The sequence below is a fragment of the Enterobacter sp. FB genome (genome assembly GCF_000805795.1).
Taxonomy (GTDB): Bacteria; Pseudomonadota; Gammaproteobacteria; order Enterobacterales; family Enterobacteriaceae; genus Enterobacter; species Enterobacter roggenkampii.
In genome coordinates this window covers 1,707,117-1,723,874 of the sequence record NZ_JSZC01000013.1, presented here as the reverse complement: position 1 = coordinate 1,723,874, position 16,758 = coordinate 1,707,117, and the positions used below count along the sequence as shown (strand labels likewise).

Here is a 16,758-nt window from a genome sequence, read left to right as displayed (position 1 = left end):
CCGGGCTTTTTACATCACTCTTTCAGCAGATGGCCCATTTTGGCGGCTTTGGTATCAAGGTAGTGGGCATTTTTCGGGTTACGGCCAACAATCAGCGGTACGCGTTCAACGATGTTGATCCCGGCTTCGGTCAGGATTTCCACTTTTTTCGGGTTATTGGTCAGCAGACGAACTTCGTCTACGCCCAGCAGCTTGAACATATCGGCGCATAAGGTGAAGTCACGTTCGTCAGCGGCAAAACCGAGCTGATGGTTGGCTTCAACCGTATCGTAGCCCTGGTCCTGAAGCGCGTAGGCGCGAATTTTATTCAGCAAACCAATGTTACGCCCTTCCTGACGGTGATAAAGCAGCACGCCGCGGCCTTCTTCAGCAATGTGAGAAAGGGCCGCTTCCAGCTGGAAACCGCAATCACAGCGCAGGCTGAACAGCGCGTCGCCGGTGAGACACTCTGAATGGACGCGGGACAGCACCGGCGTCTGCCCTGAAATGTCGCCATACACCAGTGCGACATGATCCTGTCCGGTTGCCAGTTCTTCAAAACCCACCATCAGGAAATCGCCCCATGGGGTTGGCAGTTTGGCTTCTGCCACACGTTTAAGCTGCATGTGATTCTCCAGAGTAGGCTGACACATTTCGTGCCTGTGCCCTGTTTTGCTTTCTGTATCAGTTTATTTTGCCACAAGCTCAGCAGGTTCGCCTAATGGGCACCATGCGATATGACCGTTAAAAGCACGATCCGACATCTCCACCCAGCGAACAAATTTCAGTTATGATTGTGACGCTTAGCAAAAAGGAGAAGACATGCATTCAATCGCCAGACGTACGGCAGCAGGTGCGGCCATTTTACTGATTATGCCTTTGGCCGTATGGCTTTCAGGGTGGATGTGGCAGCCCGGGCAGAACGCCACGTGGCTGAAAACGTTATACTGGATTACGGAAACGGTCACCCAGCCCTGGGGAATTATCACCCACGTCCTCCTGTGCGCCTGGTTTCTGTGGTGCCTGCGCTTTCGTCTGCGCGCGGCGCTAATGCTCTTTGCGATCCTCGGCGGCGCTATCCTTATCGGTCAGGGCGTAAAATCCTGGGTGAAAGATCGCGTTCAGGAGCCGCGTCCTTTTGTCGTCTGGCTGGAAAAAACGCACCATATTCCGGTGGATGAGTTCTACACTTTAAAGCGTAAAGATCGTGGCGCACTGGTGAAAGAACAGCTTGCGGAACAGCAGGATATCCCGAAATTCTTGCGTAAACACTGGCAGAAAGAGACCGGGTTCGCGTTTCCCTCCGGCCACACCATGTTTGCGGCCAGCTGGGCGCTGCTGGGGGTTGGGCTGCTTTGGCCTAGACGTCGAACGGTCACCATCGTGATTTTACTGGTCTGGGCGACGGGAGTGATGGGCAGCCGCTTATTGCTGGGGATGCACTGGCCACGGGACCTGGTCGTCGCCACGCTCATCTCGTGGATGCTGGTGATGCTGGCGACCTGGCTGGCTGAACGATTCTGCGGCCCGCTAACGCCACCGCCGGAAGAGAAAGAAGAAATAGCCGAAAGGGACCAAACGGACGCCTGAAGGTTGATATTGCGCATTTTGCCCATAGATCCATGACTGGCGCGTCACTTTTTCCATTTCGCGCCCGTCACTAAAATGGTAGTTTATAAGGCTGATTGCGGTAAGTTGAACATACTTTATTCGCTTGAACCACATAACGGGAAGTAATGTGAAATATTTACTCATTTTCTTACTGGTATTGGCGATTTTTGTCATTTCAGTCACATTGGGTGCACAAAACGATCAGCAGGTGACGTTTAACTATCTGCTGGCTCAGGGCGAGTATCGCGTGTCGAGCCTGCTCGCGGTCTTATTTGCTGCAGGCTTTGCCATTGGCTGGCTGGTTTGCGGTTTGTTCTGGTTAAAAGTCCGTGTTTCGCTTGCGCGCGCTGAACGTAAAATCAAACGACTCGAACATCACATTGCGCCTGCGTCCGACATGCCGGAAAGCTCTGGCGTGCCGGTCGTGAAGGAATAATCGACGATGCTGGAGTTGTTGTTTCTGCTTTTGCCTGTCGCCGCAGCCTATGGCTGGTATATGGGCCGCAGAAGTGCGCAACAAACAAAACAGGATGAGGCCAACCGGCTCTCCCGCGACTACGTTGCGGGGGTGAACTTCCTCCTGAGCAATCAGCAGGACAAAGCGGTAGACCTGTTCCTCGACATGCTGAAAGAGGACACGGGGACCGTTGAAGCCCATCTTACCCTGGGGAACCTGTTCCGCTCGCGCGGCGAGGTTGACCGCGCCATCCGTATCCACCAGACCCTGATGGAAAGCGCGTCTCTGACTTACGAACAGCGTCTCCTGGCGGTACAACAGCTGGGCCGAGACTATATGGCCGCGGGGCTGTACGATCGCGCTGAAGATATGTTCACCCAGCTGGTGGATGAAACAGATTTTCGCATCGGCGCGCTGCAGCAGCTCCTGCAGATTTATCAGGCCACCAGCGACTGGCAGAAAGCCATTGATACGGCTGAACGTCTGGTGAAGCTGGGTAAAGATAAGCAGCGCGTTGAGATCGCCCATTTCTACTGTGAGCTTGCCCTTCAGCAGATGGGCAATGACGACATGGACAAAGCCATGGCGTTGCTGAAGAAAGGTGCCGCCGCGGACCGCAACAGCGCCCGTATCTCCATCATGATGGGGCGCGTTTTTATGGCGAATGGCGACTACGCCAAAGCCGTTGAAAGCCTGCTGCGGGTTATCGACCAGGACAAAGAGCTGGTCAGTGAAACGCTGGAAATGCTGCAAACCTGCTATCAACAGCTGGACAAGCGGGAAGAGTGGGTGGCATTTCTGCGTCGCTGCGTGGAAGAGAATACCGGCGCAACCGCGGAACTGATGCTTGCTGACGTTGTTGAGCAGTATGAGGGGGGCGACACCGCGCAGGTCTATATCACCCGACAGCTTCAGCGTCATCCGACCATGCGGGTCTTCCATAAGCTGATGGATTACCACCTGAACGACGCGGAAGAAGGGCGCGCGAAAGAGAGCCTGATGGTGCTGCGCGACATGGTTGGCGAGCAGGTGCGCAGCAAACCGCGCTACCGTTGCCAGAAGTGTGGTTTTACCGCCTACACGCTCTACTGGCATTGTCCGTCCTGCCGGGCCTGGTCCACCATCAAGCCCATCCGCGGCCTGGACGGGCAGTAATTTTTTAAAAGCCTTCATTTTAGTTACAACATACTGATGGTATTTAACGCTTTCTGAGCACCGTGCGGTTTGCAGGCCTGGCAGGCAGATAAATGGATTCTGTCAATTTGCGGCGTCGGCAGGTAGAATGCTGGCCGTTTATCTGTTCCGCGCCGCTGCGCGCCCATAGACGAAAAGGGCTGGTCATGACGTCTGTTACATCCTCCACTTCCCGCGTAATTACGGATTCTCCTGTTGTTGTTGCGCTTGATTACAATAAGCGTGACGCTGCACTGGCGTTTGTCGACGGTATCGACCCTCGCGATTGCCGCCTGAAAGTTGGCAAAGAGATGTTCACGCTGTTTGGACCGCAAATCGTTCGCGATCTGCAACAGCGCGGCTTTGACGTTTTCCTCGACCTCAAATTCCATGATATTCCGAACACCACGGCCCACGCCGTTGCTGCAGCCGCCGAGCTGGGCGTATGGATGGTCAACGTCCATGCGTCGGGTGGGGCAAGAATGATGACCGCTGCCCGTGAGGCGCTCCTGCCGTTCGGTAACGACGCGCCGCTGCTTATCGCCGTCACCGTGCTGACCAGTATGGACGAAAATGATTTACGCGACCTTGGCGTGACGTTGTCACCTGCGGAACATGCCGAACGTCTCGCGCGTCTGACGCAGCAGTGCGGCCTGGATGGCGTAGTCTGCTCCGCGCAGGAAGCGGTACGTTTCAAATCAGCACTGGGCCAGGATTTTAAACTCGTTACGCCGGGGATCCGTCCTGCGGGCAGCGACGTGGGCGATCAGCGTCGCATCATGACGCCTGAGCAGGCGCTGGCGGCGGGCGTTGACTATATGGTTATCGGGCGTCCGGTGACGCAGTCTGCAAACCCGGCAGAGACGCTTAAGGCTATCAACGCATCGCTGAACAAGGGGGCATAATGACCGATTCCAACAGCCGTCTGGTCTACTCAACCGAGAGCGGGCGTATCGACGAACCGAAAGCCAAAGTGGAACGTCCGAAGGGGGACGGTATCGTGCGCATTCAGCGTCAGACCAGCGGGCGTAAGGGGAAAGGGGTCTGCCTTATTTCCGGTATTGATGTGGATGATGCTCAACTGACAAAGCTGGCTGCCGAGCTGAAAAAGAAATGTGGATGCGGCGGGGCCGTGAAGGACGGCATTATCGAAATCCAGGGTGATAAACGTGATTTAATTAAATCACTGCTCGAAGCCAAAGGCATGAAAGTCAAACTGGCAGGCGGCTAAAACAAATGAGCCACGGCAAATGCCGTGGCTCGTGTTATATACGTGCGTATGTCAGACCTGAAATGCGTTTAAATATCGCAATATCGAGGAAGGCTTAGATAATAGTTATTTGCCAACCTGGTGACCGATAATACCACCGACAGCAGCGCCACCTAATGTACCCAGCGTACTACCATCCGTTAATACTGCACCACCGAGAGCACCGGCACCGGCACCAATCGCGGTGTTACGGTCACGTTTAGACCAGTTAGAGCATGCGCTCAGGGACATAGCGACAGTGATTGCCAGAACAGCGGCGGCTAATTTTTTGCTGGTTAAGGTCATAATACTTTCTCCTGAATTATCGATTCACGGAAAGATGTACACGTTAAGTATAGACTAAACGAATACTTAATTCTTTTCCCCGTGAAAGCTGGTCGCGCAGGCGTTACTTCATCACGCAGGTGATAGTCACTTCCTGTTATATCGCTAATAGTAATTTTACGACTTTAGGGCAGGTTAAACAGGTAAAAACTCTTAAAGCAGGGTTAAGAATCATCTCAGAGAAAGACGTGTGCGCCCGAAATACGGGCGCGGAGGGAAATCAGGCGCTGGCTTTAATAATATTGACGATCAAACCGCTCTCTTCGAGTTTATTGCGATGCGCTTCGCTCAAACGGTCATCGGTAATCACGCGGCTAAAGCGTGCAGCGGGACCCATCGTGTAAGGGTGAACGGCACCAAATTTAGAGCTGTCGGTGAGCACAATGGCTTCGCACTCTTTTTCCAGTACGGCATTCACCACGTCAGAGCGCATCATATCCCGGCCGGTAAAGCCTGTCTCCGGCTGCCAGCCGTCAATCCCGATAAAGGCCTTACTGAAATGAACCTGCTGGACGTACTGACGGGTCAGCGGGCCAACCATGCTTTCACTTTTTTTCTGATAGATGCCGCCCAGCAGAATCACCTCGCAGCGCGTCTCTTTAAGTAAATGCGCGATATAGCTGCTGACGGTGATGATGGTGACGTCTTTTTGATCGGCAAGCGTTCGCGCCAGAAGGGCATTACTGCTGCCGTTTTCAATAAAGACGGTCTCGCCGTTGTTCACCAGGGATGCAGCAAATTCCGCCAGTTCACGTTTGAGCGCGTAGTTGTTCATCATGCGCGTCTCAACGTCATCACTGTCCAGCGGGACCGCATAGCCGTGCGCGCGACGCAGGTAGCTCTGTTTTTCCAGCAGATTAAGATCCTGACGGATGGTGACTTCAGAAACGCCAGTGGTTTTAGCGAGATCGACTACGCTTACGCGTCCCTGATCGATGACCATCTGCAAAATGAGTTGTTGTCGGGAATTCATAGCATCCATTTAATAAAGCGAAACGAGGTCGGAAACGGTGGGGGTTAAACTTCCCACGGCGCTTTTGGCTGTCTGTTTTCGGGCGCATCGTCAGCGCCATTCTGAGCAAGAAGTTCAGACTTCAGGATCTCAAGATTACGGATAGCTGAGTGATAATCGCCCGCCACCAGGATATCCAGCACGGTATCAATTCGTTGTGCTACAGCTTGTGCGTCAATAGTTGACATAATCTCACCCCAGGCGCGAAAAGTTAATATTTTCAATGATGCAGAAATTGGCTTCAAAAGAGAAGGGAAAAAATGCAATAACCAAATTACATAAACGGAAGTGATAAAATTATTCCCCCTCATGCTGCGGGCTTATTGAGTGGATTAGTCTAAAACTGCGCGCAACGCGCTTTTTTATAAGAGGAATTAGACTATGACAGTTATCAATCAGCCTACCTGCACACTGTTTACCGATACTGAACGGTTCACCCAGCTGTCAGGGTATTACGAGGCGGAGCGACATACCGTCTGGATGATGTTACGGGCTCAGCCACGTCCTTGCTTCAACCATGCGTTAATAGAGGAGATCATGAACCTTTCATGGCTCGTCCGCCAGTCTGGTTTTGCGGTCGATTTTTGGGTGACCGGATCGCTGGTGCCTGAGATGTACAATGTGGGCGGTGACCTGCAGTTTTTCGTCGAGTGCATTCAGCACGGTCGACGTGAAGCGTTACGGGCCTATGCGCGCGCCTGTGTCGATTGCGTGCATGCGGCCTCCCGGGGGTTTGATACGGGGGCCATCTCGCTGGCCATGGTCGAAGGCAGCGCGTTAGGGGGCGGGTTTGAGGCCGCTCTTGCGCACCATTTCGTTCTGGCGCAGCGCGATGCACGTTTAGGTTTTCCCGAGATTGCTTTTAACCTGTTCCCGGGCATGGGGGGATATTCCCTGGTAGCTCGCCGTTCAGGAATGAAGCTGGCGGAGGAACTCATCTACAAGGGGGAATCCCATACGGCGGAATGGTACGAACAGCATGGCCTGGTGGATCTCCTGTTTGAACCCGGACAAAGCTATGTCTCCACACGAACCTTCATCGACACGCTACGGCCAAAACTGAATGGCGTAAGAGCGATGCTGCGCGCCCGTACGCGCGTTCTGCAATTGCCGCGCAGTGAATTGATGGACATCACGGAAGACTGGGTTGACGCGGCTTTCTGCCTGGAACCGAAAGATATCGCCTACATGGAGCGTCTGGTCATGCTGCAAAACCGCCATCACGCGGCGGGGTTGCGTAAAGCCAGTTAATGCTGTTTCCGCGCCTGATATCGTTTTAGCCATCGCTCGAATGCGGCAGCGGGCATCGGCTTAGCAAACAGAAAACCCTGCCGTTCGTTGACGCCGTTCTTGGTCAGAAAGGCGTCTTCTTTTGCATTTTCGACCCCTTCGGCAATCACCTGCAGGTTTAACGCTTGCGCCACCGCGACGATGGCGCGCACCAGAGACTGGGAGATGGACTGCTTATGAATATCCCTGACGAACGATTGATCGAGTTTTATGGCGTCAATAGGGAAGCGGGCCAGCTGAGAAAGGGAGGAGTATCCGGTACCAAAATCGTCGAGATGAATTTGCGCCCCCAGCCTGCTGAACTGTTGGATCACGGAGAGCGCCAGCTCTTCGTTCTCGATGAGACAGCTTTCGGTTAATTCGACGTCGACCGGGCAGTATTCAAAGTTCAGATCCTTCAGCGCCTGCTTTAAGTCGCTAAAGATAGTCTGGTCGGCCAGCTGACGCGCAGAGACGTTCACGGCCACGCGCAGGTTAATTCCCTTATCGCGCCATTTCGCCACCTGGCGAACCACATCCAGCATCACCCAGCGGCCCAGCGGCACAATCAACCCTGACTCCTCGGCATAAGAGATAAACTCCAGCGGTGGGATCAACCCGCGTTCGGGCGATTGCCAGCGGACCAGCGCTTCAAGACTTCTGACCTCTCCGCGCCAGGTGATTTTAGGCTGGTAGTGGATCAGGAGCTGGTCGTTATCCAGCGCCTTACGCAGGTTGGTATCCAGCCAGAGATACTCAAACACGCGCTGGTTCATCTCGGGCGAGAAGACGCAGAACTTGCCCCGGCCGTTCTCTTTAGCGGTGTACATGGCGGTATCGGCGTTACGAATGACGCTTTCCCGGTCGTTACCGTGCTGCGGGGCGAGGGCGATGCCCAGGGAACAGCCGGTGTAAATTTCGATCAGGCCGATTCGGAACGGCTGGCGCAGGCGGGTTAAAATGCGCGACGCCATCGCTTCCAGAGAGCCCTGAGAAGTATGGGTGGCCATGACGATAAACTCATCTCCGCCAAGTCGTGCCAGCACCTGTCCCTCATCAAGACAGCTCAAAATGGCGAGCGCGACAGCCTGTAACAGCTGATCGCCAAACATATGCCCGTAAGCGTCGTTGACCTTTTTAAAGTTATCCAGGTCGAGATACACCACGCCAACCTGCGTGTCGCCGCGGTGACTGATGGCGTCAGAGATCAGGTCGTGGATTGCATTGCGGTTTGGTAAGCCGGTGATGGTATCGGTATTGGCCAGCACGCGCAGCCGCTCCTGAGCGCGGCGTTCCTCGGTAATATCAGTACCGGAACAGATAAGGAAAATTTCATTTTTACCGCTGCCGCTGTGAACGAATTTGTTTCTGAACAGAAACAGTCGTTGCCCTTTACGCGTTTTGATCCAGCGCTCGACTTCGTAGGAGCTGCCGTTGCGGAAGAAACCGGTAATATTGCGTTTTGAGGCAGCCGCTTCGCTGCGGCTCATAAAGAGCTTAAACACGTTCTGGCCAATCACTTCTTGCTCTTTGAGGCCGGTATACTCTTCGCTCAATCGGTTAAAACGCTGAATATTGCCGTTCTGATCGAGAATAACAATCACGGAGTTAGCCTCTGACACCACCTGTTCCGCAAAAGAGAGTCCCTGAGCCAGGTCGCGCGCCACGGAGGGCGTATCGTTCCAGGCGGAAGCCGTACCGGCCCACTCATTACGAGTAATTTTACGGCCCACAAGGTGAACCGGGACATCTTCCCCAAATAACGAGAGCGTCATGGAAATGCTGGAGGTAATAACGGTTAAATGACGGATGAGATCGGCCTGATCGTCGTCCAGCGCAATCACCTGAGTGACATCGGCATTTTCACTGGCGGCAAGGTGCAGAGCGTTGCTGTCAGCTGACAAGCGCCACCATGGGCTGTGGGTTCCCATGTAGCGAAACAGCAAATTCTGCTCCAGATCGTCCATCATGTTTTCTCCCGCAGCTGTTCAGTAGCGCACCAATTATTCATTTGCAGTCGACTTTTCCGTTGAGAAGCAGCGGCAAAACCGAAGTGAACTTATTGTTTTTCCCTGAATTCTTATAATAAAACGAGTCAGATTTAAAAGGATACTGAGCGTATAAAAATTCACGTAACCGAATATAACAACACTCTTTTACTGTAGATAATTATGGCGAATTTGGGCGAGGGGAGACTGAAAATAGTAAGAAAAAATAATGATTTTGTGGCGGGGATAAAAAGAAAAATTGTCGGCCTTTCCGGAAAGGAAATGACCGACAATTGAACAGGTTATCAGGCGACAGGACGCGCGATAATACTGCGGGTTTCCATACGGACTTCAGCGATAGTGACGTCAATCACGTCGGTGACTTTGTAAACTGTTTCACCTTTAATTTGCACCGTACCGTTTTCCTGACTACAGACCATTTCATCACGAACAGCATGCAGGAATGGCGCCGGAATAAACGCGACAGCACCGTTATCGACCAGGCGGACGCGCATTCCCCCGCGGCTGATATCAATGATCTCGGCGGCGAAACGGGTATCCGTACCGGCTTTATCCTGCAGGAAGCGTGCGTACAGCCAGTCGCCAACGTCACGTTCTGCCATGCGGTTCAGACGGCGACGATCGGCCATCTGCAGCGTGGTCTCCTCCTGAGGGCGGGCAACGGTTTCGCCTTTGATAATTGCTTTCAGCAGACGGTGGTTAACCATATCGCCATACTTACGGATCGGTGACGTCCAGGTCGCATAGGCTTCGAGGCCGAGACCAAAGTGCGGGCCAGGCTCGGTGCTGATTTCAGCGAAGGACTGGAAGCGACGAATGCGGCTGTCCAGGAAGCCCGATGGCTGCGCGTCCAGTTCGCGGCGAAGCTTGCAGAAGCCCGGCAGGGTCAGCACTTCTTCCGGATCGACGTGCACGTCGTGATTTTTCAGCAGGGCCGCCAGCGCTTCGGTATTCGCCGGATCGAAGCCGGTATGGACGTTGTAAATACCAAAGCCCAGCTTGTCGCGCAGCACGCGTGCGGCACAGATGTTGGCGGAAATCATCGCTTCTTCAACGATGCGGTTCGCAATGCGTCGCGGCTCGGCCACGATATCCAGCACTTCGCCTTTCTCACCCAGAACAAAGCGATAATCCGGGCGATCTTTGAACACCAGCGCATGGGTTTGACGCCACTCGCCGCGGTTCAGACAGATGCGATGCAGCAGACGGATCTGCGCGGCAATGGCGTCTGATTCTGGTTTCCAGCTACCGGTATTTTCCAGCCAGTCGGAGACGTTATCGTAGGCCAGCTTGGCTTTCGACTCGATGGTGGCAGCAAAGAACTCGATATCGTCTTCAATCGCGCCATCTGCGGCAATGGTCATGCGGCAGGCAAGGACCGGACGCACTTCATTTGGGCGCAGCGAGCAGAGATCGTCTGACAGTTCACGCGGCATCATTGGGATGTTGAAGCCTGGCAGGTAGTTCGTGAACGCACGGATTTTCGCCGTTTCGTCAAGCTTGCTGCCTTCAACAATCCAGGCGGTAGGATCGGCAATGGCAACGGTGAGGTGCAGTTTGCCGTCGGCGCTCTCTTCAGCGTAGAGCGCATCGTCCATATCTTCGGTGCTGGCGCTGTCGATGGTGACAAACTCCAGCGCGGTGAGATCGCGACGCATCAGACCTTCGTCCTGCATCTCGGTTGCCACGCCGTTCGGCGCTTCTTTTTCAAGATTGTGGCGTGCCAGCGTAACCCACCATGGCACGAAATGATCGGCGCCAAAGGTAATGAACTGGGTCAGTTCCGCATAAAAACCGCGATCGCCCTTCAGAGGATGACGGCGCATTTCTGCTACGGCCCAGTCACCTTCTTTAAAATCATGCTCAACACCACGGGCGGCGCGGCAGGGAATGGCATCTTTCAGCAGAGGATGATCCGGCACGATAGAAAGACGATCGTCTTTTCGCTGCACCTTACCCACAAAACGGGTCAGGAACGGTTCGATCAGTTCTTCCGGTTCGGCGGACTCGCGATCCTTCTCGGTATGAATGACGGCCATGACGCGATCGCCATGCATCACTTTCTTCATCTGCGGTGGCGGAATGAAGTAGCTTTTCTGCGCGTCAACTTCAAGGAAGCCAAAGCCCTTTTCCGTGGCTTTTACGACCCCTTCTGCACGCGGCGTCTGGGAATGCAGTTGCTGTTTAAGCTGCGCTAGCAGCGGGTTGTCCTGAAACATAATGTTCTATTTTCGTAGCCATTGAGCGGCTGACAGTTTTACGCGATTCTCACTGTCTCAGCAAGCGGTCTTTGGGTAATGAGTGTGGTTATTCCTCTTTACCAAACGCCACTTTCAGACGATTGAGCCAGCCATCAAACGCACTTTGGGTAAGCAGCGTAATGGCATATTCGCCCTGGAGTCCTTGATCCGTGAGCGGGGTAAACTGCGCGGCGCTGAAGCGGTCCGGAGAGCGAGTCAGCAGTTCGACCGCTGCCGAAAGTGCGGGGGAGGTCTGCGGTATCTCTGCGCGGCTGTTTAACAGGATTTCTCCGGTCAGGTCGAGCAGCGTCGGCTCATGACAAAGCACCGGCGTCAACGCCTCGAGCGCGGGTTCGGCCTGCCAGCGGGACAGGGACTCCAGCTGATGCGCATTCGCGTAGCGCAGCTCGACGACGGGTAAAAGCGGCATCCACGCATCGTGGCTCGCGGGAAGCGTGTGCGGCTGAATATGGTGCCCCGGCAACCAGCGAACAGGATGTCCCAACAGCGCCTGAAAAATCGCGACCACGCGCGCCTGAAAACCGATAAAGCCGATAATCTGGTTAATCACCACGATGTCGTACGTGGACAGGCCCACCTCATCAAGCTGGTTTCGGGCTTTATCATCAATGACATCAGGTGAGCTGGCGAGCTGGCGGGCATACTGGGTGATTTGCGCCAGGCGGCGGTTGCTTTCGCGCGAGGAGTCCGGGCCGGGAAGCGGGGCGAGGAGGGCGGCGTAGTGGTTACAGAGCCGCTGAACGCCGCAGGCCTGTGCGACCGTCAGCGCGGTACTGAGCCGATCGTAAGCGCTGAGCGTATGCAGGCGGTTCACGGGAATTGAGAGCGGAAACAGCTGGTGGCATAAGGCTCTGGCAGGGGTAAGCCAGCCAGAACAGGCGGCGACAATCTCATCAGGCAGGGCTAAATCGAGCAAAAAACGATCGTCGACGTTAGCGGCTTCGGGCACCAGGGGCAGAACATCCGTCTGCGCGTGGTTTGACTGGGTTTCATGATACCAGTGGCCTTTGCCGGAAAAACGGCGTTGTTCCATGTGCGTTCCTTGATCTCAAAATGGCGATCAATATCCTGGCGTAAGGCAGAAAAAGGGAAAAATATTGTTAGGTGATAACAAATAGCAGAACGGAATAACGAAGGGGCGACGCGGGGGGAAATACTCTCTTCCCGGGCGGGAAGAGAGTCACAGCTTATTTAATTTCCAGCTCGTTCATTGCAGCGATGTTGAAGCCGCCGTCAACGTGAACCACTTCGCCGGAGATACCCGCGGAAAGGTCAGAGCACAGGAATGCTGCAGAGTTACCCACATCTTCAATGGTAACGGTACGACGAATCGGGGTAACCGCTTCGCAGTGCGCCAGCATTTTACGGAAATCTTTAATGCCGGAAGCGGCCAGGGTGCGGATAGGACCCGCAGAGATGGCGTTAACGCGCACGCCTTCAGGACCCATTGCGTTCGCCATGTAGCGTACGTTGGCTTCCAGAGACGCCTTAGCCAGACCCATTACGTTGTAGTTAGGGATCGCACGTTCTGCGCCCAGGTAGGACAGGGTCAGCAGTGCTGCGCCCGGGTTCAGCATCGCGCGGCAGGATTTCGCCATCGCAACGAAGCTGTAGGAGCTGATGTCGTGCGCGATTTTGAAGCCATCACGGGTTACCGCGTTCACGTAGTCGCCGTCCAGCTGGTCGCCAGGCGCGAAGCCGATGGAGTGAACGAAACCGTCGAATTTCGGCCATGCTTTTGCCAGTTCAGCAAACATGCCGTCGATGCTTTCGTCTTGTGCAACGTCACATTCCAGAACAATGCTGGAACCCAGCTGCGCGGCAAACTCTTCAACACGGCCTTTCAGCTTGTCGTTCTGGTAGGTGAACGCCAGCTCAGCGCCTTCGCGATGCATTGCCTGTGCGATGCCGTATGCGATGGACAGTTTGCTGGCAACGCCAGTCACCAGAATGCGCTTACCGGAAAGAAAACCCATAGCTTTAATCCTTATATTCATTGCTTATTTTGCCTTGTAATTCATAGCGTTACAGGCAGTATTTCAAAATCATTCGAAATTAGCTCGAAATTATAGCCCACTCACGGCCCTTTGTGTCACGATATTTCTCGCACTTCTCCGAAGTCGCATGCCCCGAAGAATGCGCCGCGGACTCGCGGGGGCGCGAAATTTCAGCATTCGTCCAGTATATCACCCGGCAACAGCTTCGCCTCATCCAACCAGCGAGGAGGCGCGATCCCGCAAGGGTGTTCATGCTTTCCTGATGTTGCCGATGAAGCGCGCAATAACGATAAAGAAAACCGGTACGAAGAAGATCGCGAGAAGCGTACCGCTAATCATGCCGCCAAATACGCCGGTACCGATGGCATGCTGCGTACTGTCGCTTGCACCGGTGGCCAGCATCAGAGGAACAACCCCTAAGGTAAAGGCTAACGATGTCATCAGAATGGGGCGCAGGCGCTGACTGGCGGCATGAATGGTCGCCGCCAGCAGGGGTTGCCCTTCGCGATGCAGCTGCCTGGCAAACTCCACAATCAGAATGGCGTTCTTGGCCGACAGGCCGATGAGCGTAATCAGACCGACCTTAAAGAACACGTCATTGGTCATGCCGGCAACAAACACCGCTATCACCGCGCCGATAAGGCCCAGTGGAACAACCAGCATGACCGCAAAAGGAATAGACCAGCTCTCATACAGGGCGGCGAGCACCATAAACACGACCAGTATCGACAGGGCGATCAGGCCCGGAAGCTGCGATTCCGATTTTATCTCCTGTAGCGAACTCCCGGCCCACTCACCCGCCATGCCCTGAGGCAGGCTCCTGGACAAGCCCTCCATGGCCTTCATTGCGGTGCCGCTGGATACGCCTGACGCCGCACTTCCGGTAATCCGTATAGCAGAATAACCCTGGTAGCGCGTCAACTGCTGCGGCGCAACGTTCCAGGATATCGTCGCAAACGTTGATACCGGCACCATCTCACCCATCCGGTTTTTCACTGATAGTTTCAGTATCTGCTCGGGCTGCATTCGATAGGGGGCATCGGCCTGAATAATCACCTGTTGAACGCGGCCGTTGTTCGTATAGTCGTTGACGTAATTTGAGCCCAGGGTGACGGAGAGCGTCTGGTTGATTTCATCGAATGAGACGCCCATCGCTTCCGCCTTTTCCCGGTCAACCTGGAGCGCAAGGCTGGTTCCTTCCGGCAGACCGTCTATATAGACATCGCTGAGTTCAGGGCGTTGATTAGCCTGCTGAACCAGCGCGTCGGCGGCCCTCTTTAGAGCCTCATAGCCCGCTCCCGCTCTGTCCTGAACGTACCAGGTGAAGCCCGAGGAGGTGCCCATATCCGAAATGGCCGGCGGGAGTAGGCTCATTGTGACGGCATCGGTGACGTTCGTCATGCTGGCCTGTATGTGGTCGGCTTCATCCTGAGCCGTCGAGCCCTGCCGATTTTTCCAGTCCTTCAGCGTGGTGAAGGCCATAGCCGAATTCGGTCCTGAACCTGAAAAGCCAAACCCCAGGATCATAATGTTGCTTTCAATGTCCGGCCGGGCCGCAATTTCCGCTTCAAATTTTTTAACCACGTTGAGGGTGCGCTGCATCGTGGCATCAGAAGGCAGCTGGATAGAGGACATAAAGTAGCCCTGATCTTCATCCGGCAGAAAGGACGACGGTAGCGAAGACAATCCAACAAACAGCGCCGTGCAGAGCGCAACGTACAGGAGCAGCATACGCCCGGTTCGCTTCAGAACGGCACCCAGCCCGGCTTCGTAACAGACGGTGAGCAAACGGAAGCGCGCGTTAAACCTGGCCGCGAACCTTCCACTTCCGCTCTTTCCTGCCTTGTGCGGCTTGAGTAACGTTGCGCACAGGGCAGGCGTCAGCGTCAGGGCCAGAAACGCGGACAGCAGTATGGAGACCGCCATAGAAATACAAAATTGTCGATAGATAATCCCGACCGAACCCTCAGCAAACCCCATGGGGATAAAGACGGCTGTGAGCACCAGCGTGATCCCGATAATCGCCGGGGCGATCTCCTGCATGGCCTGTCGGGTAGCGTCCCGTGGGGAGAGGCTTTTTTCCGCCATCAGTCGTTCGACGTTCTCCACTACCACAATGGCATCATCAACGATAATCCCTATCGCCAGCACCATGCCGAACATCGTCAGAATATTGATGGAGTATCCGCTCAATAACATCACCGTGAAGGTGCCAAGAAGTGCGACGGGAGCAACAATCGCCGGGATAAGCGTACAGCGTATCTTGTGCAGAAACAGAAGCATCACCAGGAAGACCAGCACCATCGCTTCTACAAATGTCTGAACCACCTTCATGATAGACAGTTTCACAAACGGCGCGGTATCGAAGGGAACCGTAAACGCCATTCCTTCCGGTAACACCAGGGAAAGCTCGTCGATGCGCGCGCGTACGCCTGAAGCTGTACTCATTGCGTTGGCACCCGGCGACAGCTGGATTGCCGCCGCCGTTGCGGGCACGCCATTTTCGCGGATACCGAAAGCGTAACTTTGCAGGCCGGACTCAACGCGCGCGACGTCGGACAGTTTCAACCTCGCGCCCGATGCATCTGATTTCAGGGTGATGTTTCTGAACGCCTCTACCGAAGTGAGTTGCCCCTTCACGGTGATGGGATACGTTACGCCTTGTCCCGCAGATGCCGGTTCATCTCCCGTTTTGCCGGGCGAAACCAGGGCATTTTGCTGGCCAACAGCGGTGAGAACATCGCTCACCGAGAGGCCGTAGCTGTGGAGCTTCATCGGATCCAGCCAGATACGCAGCGCTTTTTCGCCGCCAAACAGCTGAACTTTCCCTACGCCGGGCACGCGACGAAGCTCGTCACTGACGTTTCGGGCAAAAAAGTCGCTTAAGTCGGCTTCCTCGAATTGACCGCTGGTGGACTTCAGCCCCACCATCATTAAAAATCCGGAATTAGCGGCCTCGACGTTAATGCCGTTTTGTCTTACCGCCTGAGGAAGACGAGGCTCGACGATCTTAATCTGGTTCTGCAGATCCATCTGTGCCAGCTTGATGTCCGTGCCGGGTTTAAACGTGACGGTAATCGATGCCGAACCGGTTGTGTCGCTGGATGATTCGAAGTAGAGCAAATTATCTACGCCAGAGATTTCGCGCTCGATTAACGATACCACCGACGTATTCATGATATCGGGGCTGGCCCCCGGGTAACTAACGGAAATAATGATGCCCGGCGGAGCCACCGCCGGATACTGCGCAACCGGCAAACGAGGAATAGACAGGAGACCCGTCAGGACGATAAACAGCGCCACAACCCAGGCGAAAATGGGACGTTCGATAAAAAAATGAGGCATTGGGTTATTTTTGTGCAAAAGAGTGAGGCAGAGACTCTACCGCGCACCTGT

At 54.6% G+C, this 16,758-nt stretch carries 15 protein-coding genes; 6 read left to right on the top strand and 9 right to left on the bottom strand.

The window, feature by feature from the left end; all coding sequences use genetic code 11:
- Window positions 1–14: 14 nt before the first annotated feature.
- Window positions 15–605, bottom strand: a complete 591-nt coding sequence (gene ribA / locus PI91_RS15185) for a GTP cyclohydrolase II (RefSeq protein ID WP_008501210.1) — start codon at window positions 603–605, stop codon at window positions 15–17.
- 196 nt (window positions 606–801) lie between these two features.
- On the opposite strand from ribA, the gene pgpB reads away from it, so the two are divergent.
- The 5 genes from pgpB (at window position 802) to yciH (ending at window position 4,451) form a co-directional block, all read left to right on the top strand.
- Window positions 802–1,569: a phosphatidylglycerophosphatase B gene (pgpB, locus tag PI91_RS15180; RefSeq protein WP_025913078.1), complete on the top strand. Its 768-nt coding sequence runs from the start codon at window positions 802–804 to the stop codon at window positions 1,567–1,569.
- 148 nt (window positions 1,570–1,717) lie between these two features.
- A complete protein-coding gene (locus tag PI91_RS15175) occupies window positions 1,718–2,026 on the top strand; it encodes a LapA family protein (protein WP_008501212.1) in 309 nt (102 codons plus the stop codon).
- A gap of 6 nt (window positions 2,027–2,032) precedes the next feature.
- Window positions 2,033–3,202: a lipopolysaccharide assembly protein LapB gene (lapB, locus tag PI91_RS15170; RefSeq protein WP_021240297.1), complete on the top strand. Its 1,170-nt coding sequence runs from the start codon at window positions 2,033–2,035 to the stop codon at window positions 3,200–3,202.
- Window positions 3,203–3,387: 185 nt separating this feature from the next.
- Window positions 3,388–4,125, top strand: coding sequence for an orotidine-5'-phosphate decarboxylase (gene pyrF / locus PI91_RS15165; RefSeq protein ID WP_025913077.1), 738 nt, complete (start codon window positions 3,388–3,390; stop codon window positions 4,123–4,125).
- Window positions 4,125–4,451 carry a stress response translation initiation inhibitor YciH gene (yciH, locus tag PI91_RS15160; protein WP_039266522.1) on the top strand — a complete coding sequence of 109 codons (327 nt, stop codon included), beginning with the start codon at window positions 4,125–4,127 and terminating at the stop codon, window positions 4,449–4,451. The genes pyrF and yciH overlap by 1 nt, the downstream gene beginning before the upstream one ends.
- Window positions 4,452–4,556: 105 nt before the next feature.
- Here yciH and osmB read toward each other — a convergent pair whose 3' ends face one another.
- The 3 genes from osmB to PI91_RS15145 all read right to left on the bottom strand — a co-directional run bounded on the left by osmB (window position 4,557) and on the right by PI91_RS15145 (window position 6,014).
- Window positions 4,557–4,775, bottom strand: coding sequence for an osmotically-inducible lipoprotein OsmB (osmB, locus tag PI91_RS15155; protein WP_008501216.1), 219 nt, complete (start codon window positions 4,773–4,775; stop codon window positions 4,557–4,559).
- A 259-nt stretch (window positions 4,776–5,034) separates the two neighbouring features.
- Entirely contained in the window at window positions 5,035–5,787 is a 753-nt protein-coding gene (locus PI91_RS15150; protein WP_023327631.1) for a DNA-binding transcriptional regulator YciT, read from the bottom strand.
- 44 nt (window positions 5,788–5,831) lie between these two features.
- Window positions 5,832–6,014 (bottom strand): hypothetical protein, encoded by a 183-nt coding sequence (locus tag PI91_RS15145; protein ID WP_021240294.1) that lies wholly within the window; start codon window positions 6,012–6,014, stop codon window positions 5,832–5,834.
- Window positions 6,015–6,207: 193 nt separating this feature from the next.
- Between PI91_RS15145 and PI91_RS15140 the strand changes: the two genes are divergently transcribed.
- Entirely contained in the window at window positions 6,208–7,077 is an 870-nt protein-coding gene (locus PI91_RS15140) for a crotonase/enoyl-CoA hydratase family protein (protein ID WP_008501218.1), read from the top strand.
- Here PI91_RS15140 and pdeR read toward each other — a convergent pair.
- The 5 genes from pdeR to PI91_RS15115 all read right to left on the bottom strand — a co-directional run bounded on the left by pdeR (window position 7,074) and on the right by PI91_RS15115 (window position 16,707).
- The gene (pdeR, locus tag PI91_RS15135; protein WP_021240293.1) at window positions 7,074–9,065 is read right to left on the bottom strand and encodes a cyclic di-GMP phosphodiesterase; all 1,992 of its coding nucleotides are present in this window, start codon (window positions 9,063–9,065) and stop codon (window positions 7,074–7,076) included. The two genes, PI91_RS15140 and pdeR, sit on opposite strands and share 4 nt — an antisense overlap.
- 323 nt (window positions 9,066–9,388) lie before the next feature.
- Window positions 9,389–11,323 carry an exoribonuclease II gene (locus PI91_RS15130; protein ID WP_039266521.1) on the bottom strand — a complete coding sequence of 645 codons (1,935 nt, stop codon included), beginning with the start codon at window positions 11,321–11,323 and terminating at the stop codon, window positions 9,389–9,391.
- A gap of 88 nt (window positions 11,324–11,411) precedes the next feature.
- Entirely contained in the window at window positions 11,412–12,398 is a 987-nt protein-coding gene (locus PI91_RS15125; protein ID WP_008501221.1) for a CMD domain-containing protein, read from the bottom strand.
- Between the two features lie 154 nt (window positions 12,399–12,552).
- Window positions 12,553–13,341: an enoyl-ACP reductase FabI gene (gene fabI, locus PI91_RS15120; protein ID WP_003856831.1), complete on the bottom strand. Its 789-nt coding sequence runs from the start codon at window positions 13,339–13,341 to the stop codon at window positions 12,553–12,555.
- Window positions 13,342–13,611: 270 nt separating this feature from the next.
- The gene (locus PI91_RS15115) at window positions 13,612–16,707 is read right to left on the bottom strand and encodes a multidrug efflux RND transporter permease subunit (RefSeq protein WP_039266929.1); all 3,096 of its coding nucleotides are present in this window, start codon (window positions 16,705–16,707) and stop codon (window positions 13,612–13,614) included.
- Window positions 16,708–16,758: the final 51 nt, after the last annotated feature.